This is a genomic window from Dactylosporangium sp. NPDC049742 (genome assembly GCF_040674675.1).
GTDB lineage: Bacteria > Actinomycetota > Actinomycetes > Mycobacteriales > Micromonosporaceae > Dactylosporangium > Dactylosporangium maewongense.
This window is the reverse complement of the sequence record NZ_JBFANF010000090.1, coordinates 23,758-42,204: the sequence shown is the minus strand read 5'-3', so window position 1 is coordinate 42,204 and position 18,447 is coordinate 23,758. Positions and strand designations below refer to the sequence as shown.

The 18,447-nt window shown below is 71.0% G+C and carries 14 protein-coding genes and 1 pseudogene; 3 read left to right on the top strand and 12 right to left on the bottom strand.

Annotation, left to right across the window (positions count from 1 at the left end; genetic code table 11):
- From AB0J72_RS53675 to AB0J72_RS53665, 3 genes are all read right to left on the bottom strand, one after another.
- A partial coding sequence (locus AB0J72_RS53675; RefSeq protein WP_363415295.1) for a non-reducing end alpha-L-arabinofuranosidase family hydrolase occupies positions 1–867 on the bottom strand: 867 nt, incomplete at its 3' end.
- Between the two features lie 83 nt (positions 868–950).
- The gene (locus AB0J72_RS53670) at positions 951–2,399 is read right to left on the bottom strand and encodes an endo-1,4-beta-xylanase (protein WP_363415290.1); all 1,449 of its coding nucleotides are present in this window, start codon (positions 2,397–2,399) and stop codon (positions 951–953) included.
- A 13-nt stretch (positions 2,400–2,412) separates the two neighbouring features.
- The gene (locus tag AB0J72_RS53665) at positions 2,413–4,470 is read right to left on the bottom strand and encodes a family 43 glycosylhydrolase (RefSeq protein WP_363415287.1); all 2,058 of its coding nucleotides are present in this window, start codon (positions 4,468–4,470) and stop codon (positions 2,413–2,415) included.
- Positions 4,471–4,782: 312 nt separating this feature from the next.
- On the opposite strand from AB0J72_RS53665, the gene AB0J72_RS53660 reads away from it, so the two are divergent.
- Entirely contained in the window at positions 4,783–6,300 is a 1,518-nt protein-coding gene (locus tag AB0J72_RS53660) for a sigma-70 family RNA polymerase sigma factor (protein WP_363415284.1), read from the top strand.
- 205 nt (positions 6,301–6,505) lie between these two features.
- Positions 6,506–8,002, top strand: a complete 1,497-nt coding sequence (locus AB0J72_RS53655; protein WP_363415281.1) for a S8 family serine peptidase — start codon at positions 6,506–6,508, stop codon at positions 8,000–8,002.
- A 50-nt stretch (positions 8,003–8,052) separates the two neighbouring features.
- Here the strand turns inward: AB0J72_RS53655 and def are convergent, their stop codons facing one another.
- From def to AB0J72_RS53640, 3 genes are read right to left on the bottom strand one after another with little or no spacing between them, the layout of a single operon-like run.
- Complete coding sequence (gene def, locus AB0J72_RS53650) at positions 8,053–8,577, bottom strand: peptide deformylase (protein ID WP_363415278.1); 525 nt, start codon at positions 8,575–8,577, stop codon at positions 8,053–8,055.
- Between the two features lie 19 nt (positions 8,578–8,596).
- Positions 8,597–9,499 carry a DUF4240 domain-containing protein gene (locus AB0J72_RS53645; protein ID WP_363415275.1) on the bottom strand — a complete coding sequence of 301 codons (903 nt, stop codon included), beginning with the start codon at positions 9,497–9,499 and terminating at the stop codon, positions 8,597–8,599.
- An 11-nt stretch (positions 9,500–9,510) separates the two neighbouring features.
- Positions 9,511–10,413 carry a DMT family transporter gene (locus AB0J72_RS53640; RefSeq protein WP_363415292.1) on the bottom strand — a complete coding sequence of 301 codons (903 nt, stop codon included), beginning with the start codon at positions 10,411–10,413 and terminating at the stop codon, positions 9,511–9,513.
- 72 nt (positions 10,414–10,485) lie between these two features.
- On the opposite strand from AB0J72_RS53640, the gene AB0J72_RS53635 reads away from it, so the two are divergent.
- On the top strand, positions 10,486–11,421 hold the full coding sequence (locus tag AB0J72_RS53635; protein ID WP_363415272.1) for a LysR family transcriptional regulator: 936 nt from the start codon (positions 10,486–10,488) through the stop codon (positions 11,419–11,421).
- Positions 11,422–11,511: 90 nt separating this feature from the next.
- Here AB0J72_RS53635 and AB0J72_RS53630 read toward each other — a convergent pair.
- From AB0J72_RS53630 to AB0J72_RS53605, 6 genes and pseudogenes are all read right to left on the bottom strand, one after another.
- Positions 11,512–11,598 (bottom strand): annotated as a pseudogene (locus AB0J72_RS53630) (zinc ribbon domain-containing protein); the annotation flags it as partial.
- A gap of 196 nt (positions 11,599–11,794) precedes the next feature.
- Positions 11,795–13,597, bottom strand: a complete 1,803-nt coding sequence (locus AB0J72_RS53625) for an RICIN domain-containing protein (RefSeq protein ID WP_363415269.1) — start codon at positions 13,595–13,597, stop codon at positions 11,795–11,797.
- 45 nt (positions 13,598–13,642) lie between these two features.
- Positions 13,643–15,331, bottom strand: coding sequence for a glycogen debranching protein (locus AB0J72_RS53620; RefSeq protein WP_363415266.1), 1,689 nt, complete (start codon positions 15,329–15,331; stop codon positions 13,643–13,645).
- A gap of 22 nt (positions 15,332–15,353) precedes the next feature.
- Complete coding sequence (locus AB0J72_RS53615) at positions 15,354–16,160, bottom strand: carbohydrate ABC transporter permease (RefSeq protein WP_363415264.1); 807 nt, start codon at positions 16,158–16,160, stop codon at positions 15,354–15,356.
- Positions 16,157–17,107, bottom strand: coding sequence for a sugar ABC transporter permease (locus AB0J72_RS53610; RefSeq protein ID WP_363415261.1), 951 nt, complete (start codon positions 17,105–17,107; stop codon positions 16,157–16,159). The genes AB0J72_RS53615 and AB0J72_RS53610 overlap by 4 nt, the downstream gene beginning before the upstream one ends.
- A gap of 4 nt (positions 17,108–17,111) precedes the next feature.
- Positions 17,112–18,365, bottom strand: coding sequence for an extracellular solute-binding protein (locus tag AB0J72_RS53605; RefSeq protein WP_363415258.1), 1,254 nt, complete (start codon positions 18,363–18,365; stop codon positions 17,112–17,114).
- Positions 18,366–18,447 lie beyond the last annotated feature (82 nt).

Sequence of the window (18,447 nt, the reverse complement as noted above, 5' to 3'; positions counted from 1 at the left end):
GGCGTTGGTCGGGTCGCTGGACGTGCGGTAGTTGAACGCCGCCCCGCCCCACTGGTAGGTGAGCACCCAGATGTTCTTCGGCGCGAAGTAGAACAGCGTCGGCGCGACCGCACCGAAGTTCATCCCGTTCTGGCTGGCCGAACCCATGTCCGACCAGTTCGTGAACAGGCCGAAGTTCATCGACCCCCACGTCGAGCCGGTGTCATGGGTGGTGGCGTAGACCAGGTGCTTGCCGTTGTAGACGACGTTGGTGAAGTCCTTCAGCGACACCCACCCCGACTTGGGGTTGGCGAGCGAGCCGGTCGAGGTCCACCGGTACGACGACGGCAGCGTGCACCCGCCGCCGGTGTTGCCCGGCGTGGTGGGCGTGGTGCCGCCGACGCGGACGAGCTGCCACTGCTGGTTGTTGCCGCCCCAGTCGCTGTACTGCACGACGTTGCCGCCGTCGGCGATCGAGGCGCCCTGCACCTCCAGGGCCTTACCGGAGTTACGGTTGATCAGCCGCACGTACCCGCCGGACGAGTCCGCGAGCCGCCACTGCTGGTTGGTGCCGTTCAGGTCCGACCACTGCACGACCGAGCCGCCGTCGGCGGTCGAGAAGTTGTACACGTCGAGGACCTTCGAGGACAGCTTGGACTTCAGCCGGTAGTAGCCGCCGCCGGAGTCCACGAACTGCCACTGCTGGTTGGAAGCGTCGCTGCGGGCCCACTGGGTGATGCGGGCACCGTCGTTGGTGGCGAAGTTGTACACGTCGAGGGCCTTGCCGCTGTTGCGGTTGACCAGGACGTACGAGGCGCTGGTGTCCACGGTGGCGGCCGCGGCGGTCGTCATGTTGACGACCACCACGCCACCGCCGACCAGGGCCATGGCGGCCGCGGCGAGGCCGATGCGGCGTCGCGTTCGATACGTACTCATGTGCGGGGTGTGCTCCTTCTTCACGGGGGTGTCAGCTATACGCGGACGAGCTGCCACTGCTGGTTGTTGCCGCCCCAGTCGCTGTACTGCACGACGTTGCCGCCGTCGGCGGTCGAGGCGCCCTGCACCTCGAGGGCCTTACCGCTGTTGCGGTTGATGAGCCGGACGTAGCCGCTGCCGGAGTCGGCGAGCCGCCACTGCTGGTTGGTGCCGTTCAAGTCGGCCCACTGCACGACGGTCCCGCCGTCGGCGGTGGAGAAGTTGGAGACGTCCAGGACCTTGCCGGAGTGCTTGGAGCGGATCCGGTAGTAGCCGCCGCCGGAGTCGACGAACTGCCACTGCTGGTTGGCGCCGCTGGTCCGCGTCCACTGGGTGATCCGGCCGCCGTCGTTGGTGGCGAAGTTGTAGACGTCGACGGCCTTGCCGCTGTTGCGGTTGACCAGCACGTACCAGGCGCTCGTGTCCACGCCCGTGGATCCGGTCGGGCCGGGGTTCGTGCCGGCGTTGAGCGCGTTCAGGGTCGAGGTGTAGGCCGCCTTCTTCGCGCCGGAGGCCGTGAAGAGCAGCGGGTTCTCGCCGGTACGCCACGAGTCGCTGTCCCGGATGCCCCAGACGGTGATGCCCGTACACCTGGAGACGGCGAGACAGGAGCGCACGACCGTGGCGTAGTTGTCGGCCTGGTTGCTGCCGGCGATGTCCAGCTCGGTGATCTGCACGTCGACGCCGAGGTCGGCGAAGCGCTGCAGGTTGGCCTGGTAGTCGCCGGACACCGAGTTGCCCAGGTGGGACTGGAAGCCGACGCAGTCGATCGGCACGCCGCGGGACTTGAAGTCGCGCACCATGTTGTAGATGCCGGTGCTCTTCGCGTTGATCCCGTCGGTGTTGTAGTCGTTGTAGCAGAGCTTCGCGCCCGGGTCGGCGGCCCGCGCGGTGCGGAAGGCGACCTCGATCCAGTCGTTGCCGGTGCGCTGCAGGTTGGAGTCGCGCCGGCCGCCGCTGCCGCCGTCTGCGAACGCCTCGTTGACCACGTCCCAGGCGAAGACCTTGCCCTTGTAGTGGGTGGCGACCTGGGTGATGTGGTTGACCATCGCGTTGCGCAGCGCGCTGCCGGACATGTTCTGCGCCCAGCCGGGCTGCTGGGCGTGCCAGGTGAGGGTGTGCCCGCGGACCTTCTGCCCGTGGGCCTGGGCGTGGGCGACGATCTGGTCGCCGCCGGTCCAGCGGAACTGGCCCTGGTTGGGCTCGGTGGCGTCCCACTTCATCTCGTTCTCGGGCGTGATCGCGTTGAACTCGCGGTCGAGAATGCCGACGTAGGTGCTGTCACCGAGCCGGCCGGCGGCGACGGCGGCGCCGAAGTAGCGCCCCTTCTCCGCGGCGGAGGTGCCGAGGGTGGTGCCGGCGTCGGCGGAGCCGTTGACGAGCACGGCCGCGCCGACGGCGAGCACGGCGGCCGCGATCAGCGGCAGTATCACGCGTCTTCTCACGAGCTGTCCTTCCTTACGGGGTGGTCATGTCGAAGCGGCTGACGGTGGCGGTGCCGCCGAGCGCTTTGGTGGCGTAGTTGAAGATCGCGTAGCGGTAGCCCATGAAGAACTGCCACGCGTTGTTGAGGGTCAGCGCGGAGCCCAGCGACGTGAAGTTGGTGCCGTCGGTGCTGTAGGAGAACCGCGCCTGGCGGCCCGATCCGGGCCGGATGTCCGCGGTGGCCCGCAGCCAGATCCGCCCGCCGGACACGACGGCGCTCGCCGCCTCCGTGCCGGTGTTGCTGGTCCCCCAGCTGCTGTTCATCGTCAGCCCGTTGACCATGGCGACCCGGGTGGTGCCGCCGTCGCGCCGGACGCCGATCCACGCCGACGAGTCGCGCAGCATGGCCAGGCCGGCCCGGTCACCGTCGGCGAGCGCGGAGTAGTCGAGCTCGATCGTGGCGGTCGACGTCGGCCCCTGGATGCGGTGGGTGAGGGTGTTGCGGGCCTGGTACAGGTCGTTGGTCACCGTCGCGGTCTGCAGCCGCAGCCCGCTGCCGGTGGAGAACTTCGAGGTGTCGGGGTTGTGGTTCCACTCCCACTGCGGGCCGAGCGCCGCGCCGGTGAACGTGTCGGCGCCGGTCATCGGCTTGACCGTCTTGGCGGTGGTGATGTTCGGCTTCGGGTATGAGGCGCCCCAGCCGCCGTTGACGGTCTGCACGACGGGCCAGCCGTCGGAGGTCCAGCTGATCGGCGCGAGCGCCGGGACGCGGCCGCCGGGGTACGCGTCGACGAAGGACATGTAGTACCAGTCGCCGTTCTGCGTCTGGACCAGGCCGCCCTGGTGCGGGGTGCCGCCGCCGGAGATCGGGCTCGGCATGTTGAGCAGCACCTGCCGCATCTCGTACGGGCCCCAAGGACTGCTGGACTTGAGGATGTACTGGCCGTTGGCCGGCCGGGTCACGAAGATGTAGTAGCTGCCGTTGCGCTTGTAGAACCGCGAGCCTTCGAGGGTGCCGACGCTCGACGGCGTGGTGAACACCTGCTGGGTCCGGACCTGGCTGAGCCCGTCGGCGGACAGCTGGGCGACGCTGAGCGTGCTGTTGCCGTACGCGACGTACATCGTGTCGTTGTCGTCGACGAGCAGCCCGGCGTCGTAGTAGCAGTTGTTGATCTGGGACCGCTTCTGCCAGGTGCCGTCGACCGCGGTGGCGGTGTAGACGTAGGTGCGGTTGAACTCGACGCAGCCGATCCAGTAGTACGTGCCGTTGCTCTTGCGGTAGTTGAGAGTGGAGGCCCAGATGCCCTTGACGTAGGCCCGGCCGCCGCTGAGGTCGTAGTTCGACGACCCGAAGTCCAGCCGGGGCACCGAGTGCCCGGCGTACTCCCAGTTGACCAGGTCGTAGGAGCGCAGGATCGGCGCACCCGGCGAGTAGTGCATCGTGGACGCGGAGTAGTAGTAGGCGTCGCCGACGCGGATGATGTCGCCGTCGGCGAAGTCCTGCCAGACGACCGGGTTGTTGTACTGCCCGGACGGCGTGGTGGGGTCGGTGCCGCCGAGCTTCACCAGCTGCCACTGCTGGTTGTTGCCGCCCCAGTCGGCGTACTGGACGATGTTGCCGCCGTCGGCGGTCGAGGCGCCCTGCACCTCGAGGGCCTTGCCGGAGTTGCGGTTGATGAGTCGCACGTACCCGCCGGACGAGTCGGCGAGCCGCCACTGCTGGTTGGTGCCGTTGAGGTCCGACCACTGCACTACGGTCCCGCCGTCGGCGGTGGAGAAGTTGGAGACGTCCAGGACCTTGCCGGAGTGCTTGGAGCGGATCCGGTAGTAGCCGCCGCCGGAGTCGACGAACTGCCACTGCTGGTTCGCGCCGTCGCCGCGGGTCCACTGCGTGATGCGGCCGCCGTCGGCGGTGGAGAAGTTGTAGACGTCCAGGGCCTTGCCGCTGTTGCGGTTGACCAGCACGTAGGAGGCGCTCGTGTCGACCGTGGCGGCCGATGCGGTGGTCATGTTCGTGACGGCGACCGCACCGCCGACCAGGGCCGCGACGAGCAGGGTGATGATGCCCGACGCCTTGTTACGGACCGCCATGCGGTGCTCCTCGAAATCGTGTTAGCGCTCACATACAGTCCGCGAGATTGCCAGACCGAATGCGAACATTCAAGAGGCCACGGACATGCAATGTCTTTCGTGACGTAACATCGCCGAAATTTTCACGCGTGAATTCCTGCGACGTTTCCGGCGGCCCAGAAATAACAATAAAGGCGCCGACGGATTTGTGTTATGCGCGGCGGGAACACATGGTCGCGCCCGCCGCATGCTTGACGCGGCGGGCGGTTGTCGGTGACAGTCAACGACCATGCCGGGCGGCTGCACGGTGAACGCTGCGACTGCGATGTGACGATGCGAACCACCGACGTGAACGAAACGGACCTCGTGCTGGCGGCCCAGGCCGGTGACCGGCGGGCCGTCGATGAGCTCGTCGCCGCCGGCCTGCCGCTGGTCTACACGATCGTCCGCCGCGCGCTGGACGGGCCCGCCGACATCGACGACGTCGTGCAGGACACCATGCTGCGGGCCGTGCGGCAGCTGCCGGCACTGCACCAGCCGGAGAGCTTCCGGGCCTGGCTGGCGGCGATCGCGGTCCACCAGGTGAGCACCCACCTGCACCGCCGCGGCACCGCCGCGCGGCGGATGGCGCCGCTGGAGGAGGCCGCCGAGGTGCCGGACGCCGCCGCCGAGATCGAGGACGTCACCGGGCTGCGCCTGGAGCTGTCCGGCCAGCGCCGCCAGGTGCGGCGGGCCGCCCACTGGCTGGACCCGGCCGACCGCGCGCTGCTGCCGCTGTGGTGGCTGGAGAACGCCGGCGTGCTCAGCCGCACCGAGCTGGCCGGCGCGCTGGGCGTCAGCGTCGCCCACGCCGCCGTCCGTGTCCAGCGCATGCGCCACCAGCTCGACCTGAGTCGCGAGATCGTCGCCGCGCTGGACGCCACGCCCCGGTGCCCCGACCTGGACGCGCTCGTCGCCGGCTGGGACGGCACGCCGGGCCCGCTGTGGCGCAAGCGCCTCGCCCGGCACGTGCGGCCATGCCCGGTCTGCGCCCCCGCCGCCGAGGGGCTGATCAGCGCGGACCGGCTGCTGCCCGGGCTCGCGCTGCTGCCGGTCCCGGCCACGCTCAGCTCGGGCCTGATCGGCAAGGCCACCCTCGGCGCGACCGTCAAGGCCGGGGTGTTCGGTCACCTCGCCCAGATCCTCGCGGCGCACCCCGTCGCCGCGACCGTCGCCGTCGCCGTCGCGGCCGGCGCCGCCGTCACCGTGACCGCCCTGCCCGCCGACCCGCCGCCGTCCCAGGGGCTGCAGACGGCGACGACGACCGCGGTGCGGGTGCCGTCCGCCGCTCCCCCGGCCGCCACTGCCGGGCCGGCGTCGAGACCACCGGCGACCACCGCCGCCACCGGCTCGCCGTCCGCGCGCACCGCCACCCTGGCCCCCGGGCGGACCGTCTCGATCGAGTCGGCCCACGAGCCGGGGCTGTTCGTCACGACCGTCGACGGCCTCGGCGTGCTCGCGGCGGTCCCGGCGGACGGCGACGCCGAGCAGCGGCGCCGCGCGACGTTCACGGTGCTCGCCGGGCTGGCCGACCCGGCGTGCTTCACGTTCCGCGCCGACGACGGCCGGTTCTTGCGGCACGCGTCCTGGCGGTTCCAGCTCAGCCGGGACGAGGGCACGCCGCTGTTCCGCGGCGACGCCACGTTCTGCACCCGGGCCGGCGCGGCCGCGGGAACGGTCGTGCTCGACGCGCAAATCTACCCCGGCTGGTTCCTGCACCACCGCGGCGAGCAGCTCTGGGTCGACCAGGACAACGGCACCGCCGCCTTCCGGGCGGAGTGCTCCTTCCGCATCCGGCCCGCGCTCCAGTAGCGGTGCGGCTTCCGCGTCGGGCGCGTTCCGGAGCGGTGCGGTCCGGTTGCGGATCGGTGAGCGTCGAACCGACCGGCGGACACCGGGTGGCCAGTTCGTGTCGGGTGGCCGGACAGTTCGTCGCCGCGCCCGGTGGAGTCGCAACCGACGACGGTCATGGTTGGGGGGTCGAAAGAGATCACCTCCAAGGACGGAGCTCCCAACCGTGAACATCGCCAAGAGACTGCGGGCCGCCGCGGCGGGCGCGCTGCTGGCGCCGGCCGCGGTCGCGCTCGCCGCGGGGCAGGCGCACGCGGTCGTCAAGGCCGCGGACACGGCGGCGTCGGCGACCACCCTGGCCCAGGTGCGGTCGGCCATCGGCGCCGACACCGGCACCGCGGCGACACTGACCGGCAAGGGCGTCGGCGTGGCCCTGATCGACACGGGTGTCGCGTCGGTGTCCGGGCTGCCCGCGGCGCAGATCGTCAACGGCCCGGACCTGTCGTTCGAGTCGCAGGCCGCGAACCTGCGGTACCTGGACACCTACGGCCACGGCACGCACATGGCCGGCATCATCGTCGGCAACGACACCGCCACCGGCACCAAGGGCATCGCCCCCGGCGTCAAGCTGACCTCGCTGAAGATCGGCACGTCGACCGGTGCCGTCGACGTGTCGCAGATGATCGCCGCGATCGACTGGGTCGTGGCGCACCGCAACGACGACGCCGCCAACCCGATCAAGGTGCTGAACCTGTCGTACGGCTCGGGCGGCTCAGGGCAGTCGTGGACCGACCCGCTGCAGTTCGCGGTGGAGAAGGCGTGGCAGGCCGGCATCGTCGTGGTCGCCGCGGCCGGCAACAACGGCAACGCCGCCGGCACGCTCACCAACCCGGCCGTCGACGACTGGGTCCTCGCCGTCGGCGCCACCGCCACCAACGGCACCACGGCCACGGCCGACGACACCCTGGCCACCTTCACCAACCTGGCCTCGACCACCACGGCCGGCGTCGCCGGTCAGGTGGACCTGCTCGCCCCGGGCACGTCGATCGCGTCGCTGCGCGTCCCCGGCTCCAACGTCGACAACCTCTACCCGTCGGCGCGGGTCGGCGAGACCCTGTTCAAGGGCAGCGGCACCTCGCAGGCCACCGCCGTCGTCACCGCGGCCGCCGCGCTGGTGCTGCAGGCGAAGCCCGCCGCCACCCCCAACCAGGTCAAGGACTGGCTGGTCAAGGGCGCCACCCCGCTCGGCACCGGCACGGCGAAGACTCTCGGCCTGGCAACCCTCAACGTCAACGGCGCGCTCGCCCGCACCGGCACGACCGTGGCCACGCCGTCCCTGTCGTGGTCCAGCGGCACCGGCTCGATCCAGGGCTCGCGCGGCACCAGCAGCCTCACCCTCGACGGCGTGAAGCTCACCGGCGAGCGCACCATCTGGGGCTCGTTCAACGGCGCCCTGTGGGCCAAGTCGACCACGCCGTCGTGGTCCGGCGGGTCGTGGCGGGGCTACCAGATCGCCGGCAACGACTGGACCGGCACGTCCTGGGCGTCCCGGACGTGGGCGCCGGCGACGTGGGCCGCCGCGCCGTGGGCCGGCAGCGCCGCCACCGGCTGGAGCGACCCGGCGTGGTCCGGCCGCACCTGGTCCGGCCGGACGTGGTCGGCGGGCACCTGGTCGGGCCGCACCTGGTCCAGCGACGGCTGGGCCGGCGGCACCTGGTCCTGACCGGTTCGTCGTGAGGGGGCGGGCCCGGCATCGCTGGGCCCGCCCTTTCGTCATGAGCTGTGCAGCCCGGCCTCCCGCAGCAGCCGCTCGCGCCGCTGCTCCGGGAGCCGGTCGACGTACACGGTGCCGTCGAGGTGGTCGCACTCGTGCTGCAGGCACCGGGCGAAGAACCCGGTGCCGGTCACCGTGATCGGCGCGCCGTTCCGGTCGAAGCCGGTCACCGTCGCGGCCGCGGCCCGCGGCACCTCGGCGCGGGGGCCGGGCACCGACAGGCAGCCCTCGGTGCCGGTGGCCGTCCCGGCGAGCGCGGACGCCTCCTGCAGCACCGGGTTGACGACGTGCCCGACATGGCGGACGCCGTCGTCGTCCGGGCAGTCGTAGACGAACACCCGCAGGTCCACGCCGATCTGGTTGGCGGCGAGGCCGACGCCCTCCGCCGCGTACATGGAGGCGAACATGTCGTCGATCAGCGCTGCGAGCGGCTCGTCGAAGGCGGTGACGTCGACACACCGGCGGTGCAGCACCGGCGTGCCGTAGTAGGTGATCGGGCGGGCCGCGCCCCGGGTGATCGGCATCGTCGCAGTGTAGATACCGTCAGGCCATGCCGCCCCACACGCCTGGGCCGAGGTGACGGGCCACCATCTCGGCGGACTCCTCGTGCCCCTGGCGCAGGTTGCGCAGCTCCTCCTCGGACAGCGCGGGCATCGGCGGGAACTGCGGCATCGCCGGCATCCGGAGCTGCTCCGCGGTGATGGTCAGCACCGCGACCAGGTCGTCGCGGGCCTTCTCCGGCTCCGTGGCGGCGGGGGCGCTGGCGAACCCGTGCCGGTCGCGGACCACCTCGGCCCGCACGATCTTGCGCCCCTTCCGGACCTTCGTCTGCTCCGGTATGCCCGGGTCGATGACGAACATGACGTCGGCCTGCGGGGCTGGCGCGGCGTCCCACCACTGCCGCCACTCCTCGGTCGCGTCCAGCGCCTCGACCAGGTGCAGCCGCGTCAGCTCGTACTCCGCAGACATCTGGACGCCGAGGCCGTAGCCTCCGGACCAGCTCAGCCACGCCGGCTGCCACCCATCCGTGCCGTCCTCGACCGGCCGGCCCCACGCGGCGCTGGTGCCGCTCTCGTAGCTCACCGGCGCCCGGTGCTCCCATGGCCGGTCCGTCACCCGCTCGTACGCCGTGGACGCCACGAACAGCAGGTCCTCCGCTTCGACGTCGTCAAGGGCGAGCAGCGACGGCGGGTCCTCGACGATGCGCCGGAACGCCCGCGATCCGGACAGCACCGCGGCGCAGCGGATGTACAGGAAGGCGTCACCGTGTGCCACGGCGTGCTCCGGCGTGTCCAGCCGGTGCAGCGCCTCGGCGAGGCGGTCCTCGAAACCGGTGATGTCGCCCTCCGCCCGCGCGGCGAGCACGTCCACCAGCCGGGCCGCCCGCGCGTCGAACGGCAGGTCGAGGACGCCGTCGATCATCCGCCAGAAGTCGTCGCTGTTCATCACCGCCCAAGCTAATCCATCACTGTCGCGGCGACGGGCAAACCGGCGGGTTCCTTCCGAGCGGCCGTCTGCAGGACGACGGCGGAGGCGAGCACCAGGGCGGCGCCGGTAAGCTGGACCGGGGTGAGGGACTCGCCGAGGAGGATGGCGGCGAGGGCGGTGGTGACGACCGGCTCGAACGTGGACAGGATCGCGGCGGTGGACGGGCCGGTGCGCTGGAGGCCGGCGAAGAACGTCAGCATGGCCGCGACCGTCGAGACGACCGCGATGCAGCCCAGCCACAGCCACCCCACCGGGGCGAAGCTCAGCCCGACACCGCCGTTCAGCACGGCGTTGGCGGCGAGGGTACCGGCGGCGCCCGTCATCACCAGCGCGGACAGCAGCACCGGCGGCATGCTGTGCACGACCGTGTCGGCGACCAGGATGTAGACGGTGTAGACGACCGCGGAGCCGAAGCCGAGCAGCGCGCCGAGCGGGTGGAAGCTCACGCTGCCGGTGCCGAGCAGGACCAGCAGCGTGCCGGTCGACGCGGCGACGAGGGCCGCACCGCGGCGAGGGGTGAGGCGGTCGCGGCCGAGCAGGACCGCCGCGACGGTCACCAGGACCGGGAACGTGTACAGGATCAGCGACAGCAGCGAGGCGTCCATGAGGCGCAGCGCCACGAAGAACAGGCTCGCCTGGGCGGCGTAGCCGATCGCGCCGAGTCCGAGGGCGGTGCCGACGGCGCGCCGCGACGAGGCGCCGCCGCGCAGCTCGGGGCGCAGGAGCAGGACGAGCCACAGCAGCGCGGCGGCGAGGACGAAGCGGACCAGCAGCAGCGCCCCGGGCGAGACGCCCGCGTCGTAGGCGAACTTGCCGAAGATCGCGAGCGCGCCGAAGCACGCCGCGGAGACGAGACACAGTGCCGGACCCATGCGTCGAGCGTTGACCATGAAACCGTGCAGGTCCAGCGATGATTCCCGGTGCTGATTCGTTAGGATTCCCGCATGGTCGCGCTGGATCTGCGCCGGCTGCGGTTCCTGCGCGAGTTCGAGGAGCGCGGCACCCTCGCCGCGGTCGCCGCCGCGCTGGGCTACAGCCCGTCGACGGTCTCGCAGCAGCTGACGCTGCTGGAGAAGGAGGTCGGCACGCCGCTGCTGGAGAAGGCCGGCCGCGGGGTGCGGCTCAACGACGCCGGCCGGCTCCTCGCCGGGCACGCGCGGGTGCTGCTGTCGGCCGCCGAGGCGGCGGAGGCCGACCTGGCCGCGCTCGGCGGCGACATCCGCGGCACCGTCCGCGCCGGCGGCCTGCAGTCCGCGGCGCGGCGGCTGCTGGTGCCCGCGGTCGCCCGGATGCGGGCCGAGCGGCCGGGGGTGCGGGTGGAGATCTTCGAGCTGGAGCTCGAGCAGGCGCTGCCCGGCCTGCGGCTCGGCGCGGTGGACCTGGTGATCGGCGACGAGTACGACGGCCATCCACGGCCGCGCCCGGCCGGGATGCGCTTCGCCGTCCTGCTCGAGGAGCCACTGCAGGTGGTGCTCCCGGCTGCGCACCCCCTGGCGGAGGGCGGCGGGCCGGTCGCGATCGCCGGGCTGCGCGACGACGTGTGGACCGCGTCGGCCGAGGGCACCGGGCACCACGCAATGGTCGTCGGCACGTGCCGGGTGCGCGGCGGCTACGAGCCTGACGTGCGGCACCGCTCCAACGACGCCGACGTGCAGCTGGAGCTCGTCCGGGTCGGCGCCGCGGTCGCCCTGATGCCGCGCCTCGCCCTGCCGCCCGGCGACCCGGCGCTCGCCGTCCGCGACCTCGCCGAGTCGACGCTGCGGCGCCGCCTCGTCACCGTCACCCGCGACACCCCGCCGGCGCCCGCCCTGACGGCGTTCCACACGGCCGTGCAGGACCTGGCGGCCCGCGTAACAGCGGCGGCGCTGCCGGACAGGTAGAGGTGTGAGCGTTGATGTCGCGGTCGTGGGTGTGCCGCACCGGCAGGTCCACGACCGCACGTGCAGCGGCATCCGCTCAGCGAGCGCACCACAGGTCGAGCACAGCTTGGACGACGGGAACCAGCGGCCCACGGCGACCAGGGTCCGGCCGTACCAGTCGGCCTTGTATTCGAGCATGGTGCGGAACTGCCGCCAGGCCACTCCCCCGGCCCTACCCGACGCCGACACCGCTGCCGACCCTCCCACCACCCCGGGCACTGACCGGTCCGGACAGGGTCGAACTCGACGTGGCCCGTCTCGACCGGGCAGGGCGCTGCTCGGCGCGACGCTGGACCGCTCGAAGGAGGAGCGGTCCAGCGTCATCCGGTGGTGGCTAGCGGCCGAGGAGCCGCCACGTCTGGTTCAGCGGATTGCCCTGGCCGGCCGGGTTGCAGGTCCATTGGTGGACGAGCGCGCCGGCGGCGGTGGAGATGGTGCTGACGTCGACGCACTTGCCGCTGTGGCGGGCGACGAGCTGGTAGTCGTGGCTGTCGTTGCCGCTGTACGTGACCTTGCGGAGGGTGAACTGCTGGTTCTGGCCGCCGGTGCACGTCCACTGCTGCACGGCGGCGCCGTCGGCGGTGGAGACGCCGTTGACGTCGAGGCACTTGCCGGTCTGCTGGTTGACGACGGTGTAGGTGTTCGCGACGCCGGAGACCGGGCGGAAGTTCCAGAGCTGCTGGTCGCCGCCCTCGCAGTAGTACTGCTGTTGGCGGTTGCCGTCGCTGGTGCCCAGGTTGGTGTTGTCGAGGCACTGCTGGGAGTGCTGCGCGACGGCGACGCTCTGGAAGCTGCCGTCCGACGGCGGCAGCACGGTGATGGTGAAGGCGTCGTCGATGTTGCTGTGCGGCAGGTTCACCGTCGTCGCGTTGCCGGACAGGGTGACCACGCTGTTCTGGATGGTGGTGGGGCCCTGCACCGCGCCGCCGTTGTTGTTCGGGATGCGCTGCACGAGCACGCGGACCTGGTTGTTCTGCACGATGCCGGACGTGGTGTCCAGGCGCTGCAGGTTGACCGCGATGTTGCCGGTGGTGCCGCCGCCACCGACGAGGATCTTCGCCACGCCGTTGGACTTGGTGGCGAACGCGTCGTACGCGGCGCTGGGCGTCACGTTGGAGATCTGACCGGTCTGCGAGCCGTAGAACCGGTAGACCCACCATTCGCCCTTGGGCTGGTGCTGCCCGGCGCTGTTGCGGACGAGGAGGTTGCCGAGGTCGTTGTGCAGGTTGGCGGTGCTGGCCCAGTTGGCGCGCAGCCCGTCGGCGCCGGACCGCTCGAGGCGGGCGATGTACCACGAGCCGTCGCCCGGGTTCTGCTCACTCGGGGAGCCGTACTCGTTGATCTGGTACGGGCGGGTGTTCACCAGACCCCGGGCGCCGAGGCTGGCGTTGGCGTTCGCGACGTCGGCGACCGGGTCGCCGGGCAGGCTGTGCCAGCTGTAGATGTCCGGCGCCACGTTATTGGCCTTCACGTGGTCCAGAAACTGCGTCCACCAGCCGCTCTGGGTGGTGGGCACGCCGGCGTAGCTGGGCCCGACGAGCAGGGTGCCGGGCATCTCGGCGCGCAGCCGCTGGTACGTGCGCCGCCACAGCTCGAAGTACTGGGCCTGCGGCCGGTTCCAGAAGAAGATGTTCGGCTCGTTCCAGATGTCCCACTGGACCGGGACGCCGGTCGCTTTCACGTCGGCGATGACCCGGGTGAGGAAGTTGTTGTAGTCGGTCCAGTCGCCGTTGTCGCCCGGGAAGCGGGAGATCGGGTAGCCGTCGGCGCCCCACAGGTCGTGCGGCAGGAGCACGAACGTGCCGCCGAGCGCCGCGGTGCGCAGCAGCTGGGCCCGGGTGGCGTTCCAGCGCCGGTCGTACTTGCCGGAGACCCAGCCGCCGGGCTGGTCCAGCTGGGCCCCGCCGGCGCGCATGGCGCGGAACTTCACGTCGCGGTAGAAGTGGTCGGCGGGGCCGGCGGCGTTCTCGGTCATGCCGTAGATCCAGCCGGACGCTCGGTACGTGGGGCTGCCACCGGCGACGGAGAAGTTGACGCTGATCGACTCGTCGGCGGCGTTCGCCGGGGTGGCGACCGTCAGCGTCGCGGCGGCGACGGCAAGAGCGACGGTGGTGAGGAACGTGCGTTTCAGGTGCATCGGTGGGACTCCCTTGAGGTTGGCGGGGCAGGGAGCGAGACGCCGTCAGCGGTGGCGGCGCTCGACGTGTGCGGCGGCCAGGATCAGGTAGGCGCTGGCCGTCCAGGTGTAGGCGCGGTCGCGCAGACCGGCGCCGGTGTGCGCGTCGAAGTTCTCGGCGAAGCCGGACCGTTCGCACAGCGCGCGGAAGCGGGCGCTGATGTCGTCGGCGAGGTCGGTACAACCGGCCCGGCGCAGCCCGTCCTCGATGAGCACGGTGGACGGCGCCCAGATCGGGCCCCGCCAGTAGCCGTCGGCCTCGTAGTGCGCCGACGCCGGATCTTCGGTGGCGAGGCCGTGCTCGGTGAGGTGGGCGCGGATCCGTTCGGCGAGGATGTCGCGGATCCCGGCGGGCAGCTCGGCGCCCAGGACGATCGGCATGAGGAACAGCAGGCTGTCGGTGCTCCAGGTGTCGTGGCTCGCGGGGTGCCGGGCGACGAACCGGTCGCCGGTCCACAGCTGCCGCAGCAGAGCGACCCGGAGCTGGTCGGCGCGAGTGCACCAGGCGGTGGCGTCACCGGAAAGGCCCAGGTGCGTGGCGAGGGCGGCGAGTTCGCGGATCTGGAGGACAAGGAATGTGGCGAGGTCCGCGCTCTGCACGACGCGGCTGGGGTCGAACAGGGTCGCGTTGTCCCAGCCGCTGTCGTTGCCGTGGTGGTAATGCGGCAGGTCCTCGCCGGGAACCTGGCGGACGGTGAGCCAGAAGTTGGTCCAGCGCACCATGTGCCCGTAGACCGCCTCGAGTTCGGCGGGGTCCAGGGTCGCCGTCTGCTCGCGCAGCTGCGCGAGGGCCCAGCCGTGGATGGGTGGTTTGACGAAGTTGTAGAGCACCTCCGAGTGGGTGATCGAGTCGGGAAGGCCGCCGGTGTCGTCCTGGTGGTCGAACGGGAGGCGAAACTGGTGCCAGGCGAGGTCGGGATCGCCGGCGGCGAGGGCGAGGGCGTTGAAGCAGTGGTCCCAGCTCCACACCTTGTCCATCCAGTGCTTGGACATCAGCACCGCCGGCCGGGTGAGAAACCCGTTGGGCGCGACGGTCGCCGACCACAGCACGTAGGCGGCGAGCTCCGCGGCGGGTGTCTGCTCGTCCCGCCACGGTGCGACCTGGTCGGCGAACGCCGCGAACTGCGCGTCGACGGCCTTGACGGCCTCGTCGAAGGTGACCGCGGTCCGGTACGGTGCGCGGCCGCTGGCGTACTCCTCGATCGCGATCTCCCACGTCCCGTCGCCGAGCACGACGCCGCGCTCGGCGGCGCCGACCGCTTCGACGCCGCGGACTTCGACGTCGTCTCCGGTCAGGATGGTGATGCGGTACCGGCGGCCGGTGCCGTAGTCGGTCAACACGACGGCGTCGTCGACCGGGTCGCGGTACAGATAGCTGCCGGTGAACGGGGTGAGGGTGGACTCGGCGACGAGGACGGCCATGCCCAGGCCTTCGCCGCGCAGCCGCACGGTGTCGGGTGTCTCGTAGGTCGCCTCGACCGTGCCCGCGTCGTGCGCCCATTCCAGCCGGGCCGCGGTGGCGGTGACCGTCGCGGTCTGCGCCGGCTCGAACCGCAGGACGGCGTGCATACCGGTCTGGTGCGACACCAGGTGCAGGTCGTCGGCGACGGTGTGCAGCCCGACGACCGGCGAGATGCCGAACCAGGAACCTGCGTGGCTGAAGGGGATGTCCCGGATCGGGAACACGACGGTCATTGCGGTGGCTCTCTTTTCGGGGTCAGTCCTTGACGGCGCCGGCGGTCACGCCGGCGGCGACGAACCGCTGGGCGGCGACGAGCAGGACGGTGGCCGGAATGGAGGCGACGACGGCGGTGGCCATGATCGCGTTCCATTCCTGGTTGTTGTTGCCGATGTACTGGTAGATGCCGAGCGTGATCGGGCGCAGGTCGCCGCCGCCGTCGAGCGTGCTGGCGAAGACGAAGTCCGACCACGCCCACAGGAACGCGAACAGTGCGACGGTGACGATCGCGTTGCGGCTGACCGGAAGCACGATCGCGGTGAACGTGCGCAGCGGTCCGGCGCCGTCGGTCTTCGCCGCCTGTAGCAGCTCCTCGGGGATGCCGGCCATGAACGTGGTGAACACCAGGACCGCGAACGGCACGGCGATGGTCGAGTCGGCGAGGATGAGGCCGGGCCACGAGTTGAGCACGCCGAGGTTGAGGTAGATGGCGTAGAACCCCATCGCCATGATGATCCCGGGGATCATCTGCGCGACCAGGAACGCGAAGCTCAGCACTCCCCCGCCCCGCGGCCGCAACTTGGCCAGGGAGTAGCCGGCGGGCGCGGCGAGCAGGACGGTCAGTGCGACGGTGCCCAGCGCGACGAGCAGGCTGGTGCCGAGGTACGGCAGCTGCTGGTCGAACACCGCCCGGTAACCGTCGAAGGTCGGGTCTACCGGGAAGACATGAGGTGGGCTCTTGCGCATGTCCTGGTCGCGGGTGAGCGAGACGTTGACCATCCAGTACACCGGGAACAACATGACGGCGGTCAGCAGCAGGCCGACCCAGGTGCGCCAGCGGTTCATCCGAGCCTCCGCTGCACCCGGATGTACAGCAGCCCGCAGACGAGGGCCATCACGATCAACAGGTTGCCGACGGCCGCGCCGGGCCCGAACTGCGGCACGAGGTTGCCGAACCCGAGCCGGTAGGACCAGGTGGCGAACGTCGTGGAGGCGCCGTTCGGCCCGCCCTTGGTCATGATCCAGATGAGGTCGAACACCTTGAGCGTGTACACCAGCCCGAGCAGCAGCGTGATCAGGGAGACCGGCCGCAGCAGCGGCAACGTGATCCGCCAGAACTGCTGCGCGCCGGTCGCACCGTCCAGCTGCGCCGCCTCGTACAGGTGCGAAGGAATCGCCTGCAGGCCGCTGTAGAGCACGACGAGGTTGAACGGGACGCCGATCCAGACGTTGGCCGCGATCACCGAGGTCAAGGCCCAGTCCGGGGAGGTGAGCCAGTTGACCGGGTCCACGCCGACGAGGCCCAATGCGCTGTTGACGATCCCGGAGTCGCTGTTGAGCATCCACGACCACGTCGAGGCGGACACGATCAGCGGCAGCAGCCACGGCACGAGGAACAGCGCCCGCAGCGTCGCCGACAGCCGGAAGTGCCGGTTGAAGAACACCGCGAGGGCCAGGCCGATCGCGAACTGCAGGATCAGCGATGCAGCGGTGAACACCACCGTGTGCAGCAGCGCCGGCGTGAACGTCGGGTCCTCCACGACGGTGCGGTAGTTGTCGAGGCCGCTGAACGGCGCGTCCCCCTGCACGAACGAGCGCACCGTGTAGTGGCGCAGGCTCAGGTCGAGGTTGCGGTACAGCGGATAGGCGTAGAAGGCGATCAGGTACACCGCGACCGGCGCCACGAACGCCCACGCCGCCCACTGCCCCGCTCGTGTGCGCCGGGCCCCGGGTGGGGTGGCGGCCGGGACCGCCGCCACCCCGTTCCTGTCCCGGACGGACAGACTGCTCATCGGGCTACTTGGTCGCCGCGGCCGCGGCCGTCTGCGCGGTGGCCAGTGCGTCGGCCGGGGACTTCGACCCGCTCAGCGCCGCCTGTACCGCGGTCCACAGCGGCTCGGAGATCTTCGGGTACTTCGTGCCGAGGTCGTCGCTGGTGCGGCCCTTGGCTGCCTTGACCGCGTCGACCCACACCTTCAGCTCCGGGTTCGCGGTGACCTGCTTGTCCTGCACCGCGGTGGTCGGCGCGACGTAGTTCAGGGCGCTGACCGTGGCGAGGGAGTTGTCGGTGTTCGCCAGGCACTCGACGAGCTTCTTCGTCGTCGGGTACCGCTTGGCGTCCTTCTGCACCGGCACGCTCACGAACTCGCCGCCGGTCGGGGCCGGCGCGGTCCCGCCCTTGCTGCCGGGCACCGGGATGATGCCGTACTCGAAGCCGGCCTTCTTCGCGTTGCCCAGCTGCCAGGTGCCGTTCTCGGCGAACGCGTACTCGCCCGTGGCGAACTCCTGCCAGCTGGTCGTCTGCGTGTTGTTGATGACCGAGTTCGGGGCGTAGCCCTGCTTGAGCCAGTCCTGCCACAGGCTCAGCGCCGAGACCGCCTCCGGCGAGTCGAGCTTGCGCAGGTTGGCGCCGGAGCCCCAGTACCACGGCAGGAACTGGAAGCTGCCCTCCTCGGTGCCGATCGCCGAGAACGTGATGCCCTTCTTCCCGGCGGCCTTCACCTTGCCCAGCGCCGCCGTGAGCGACGGCCAGTCCTTCACCGAGGCGATGTCCACGCCGGCCGCCTGCAGGACCTTCTTGTTGTAGTACAGGGCCAGGGTGTTGGCGCCGATCGGGATGCCGTACGTCTTGCCGCCGGCCTGCCCGGCCGCGACGAGGTTCGGGGCGATCGCGGCGATGTCGAGCTTGTTGTCCTCGGTCGTGGTCAGCACGCCCGCCTCGGCGAGCGTGGATACGACGGGGTTGTCGACGATGAGCACGTCGGGCGAGTTGCCCTGCTGCGCGGCGAGCAGCGCCTTGTTCGTCAGGTCGCTGGTGTCGTAGCCGGTGCGCTTCACCGTCACGCCGGCGCCGGCACCGCAGGTGTTCAGCAGCTGGACCCACGCGGAGCTGTCGTCGTACTGCGGGTACGGGTCCCAGATGGTGTAGGTGCCACCGGCGGCGTCTCCCGCCGGTTCGTCGCCGGACGAGCAGGCGGCCAGCCCACCGAGCAATGTGAGCGCTAACAGGGATGCGCGCAGCCTGCGGCTGCCACGAAACGGCACATGCATGAGATGCCCCTTGGAGGGAGATGGCGGGGTGTGTTCCTGGGGGTGTTGACGAGCGGACGAGGACCGGAATGAATGGGACGGC

Excerpts from the sequence above, each read along its gene's own strand:
- AB0J72_RS53605 (WP_363415258.1), bottom strand. The coding sequence starts at position 18,365 with ATGCATGTGCCGTTTCGTGGCAGCCGCAGGCTGCGCGCATCCCTGTTA.
- AB0J72_RS53665 (WP_363415287.1), bottom strand. The coding sequence starts at position 4,470 with ATGGCGGTCCGTAACAAGGCGTCGGGCATCATCACCCTGCTCGTCGCG.
- AB0J72_RS53625 (WP_363415269.1), bottom strand. The coding sequence starts at position 13,597 with ATGCACCTGAAACGCACGTTCCTCACCACCGTCGCTCTTGCCGTCGCC.
- def (WP_363415278.1), bottom strand. The coding sequence starts at position 8,577 with ATGCCGATCACCCGGGGCGCGGCCCGCCCGATCACCTACTACGGCACG.
- AB0J72_RS53640 (WP_363415292.1), bottom strand. The coding sequence starts at position 10,413 with ATGGGTCCGGCACTGTGTCTCGTCTCCGCGGCGTGCTTCGGCGCGCTC.
- AB0J72_RS53620 (WP_363415266.1), bottom strand. The coding sequence starts at position 15,331 with ATGACCGTCGTGTTCCCGATCCGGGACATCCCCTTCAGCCACGCAGGT.
- AB0J72_RS53645 (WP_363415275.1), bottom strand. The coding sequence starts at position 9,499 with ATGAACAGCGACGACTTCTGGCGGATGATCGACGGCGTCCTCGACCTG.
- AB0J72_RS53610 (WP_363415261.1), bottom strand. The coding sequence starts at position 17,107 with ATGAGCAGTCTGTCCGTCCGGGACAGGAACGGGGTGGCGGCGGTCCCG.
- AB0J72_RS53635 (WP_363415272.1), top strand. The coding sequence starts at position 10,486 with ATGGTCGCGCTGGATCTGCGCCGGCTGCGGTTCCTGCGCGAGTTCGAG.
- AB0J72_RS53660 (WP_363415284.1), top strand. The coding sequence starts at position 4,783 with ATGCGAACCACCGACGTGAACGAAACGGACCTCGTGCTGGCGGCCCAG.
- AB0J72_RS53615 (WP_363415264.1), bottom strand. The coding sequence starts at position 16,160 with ATGAACCGCTGGCGCACCTGGGTCGGCCTGCTGCTGACCGCCGTCATG.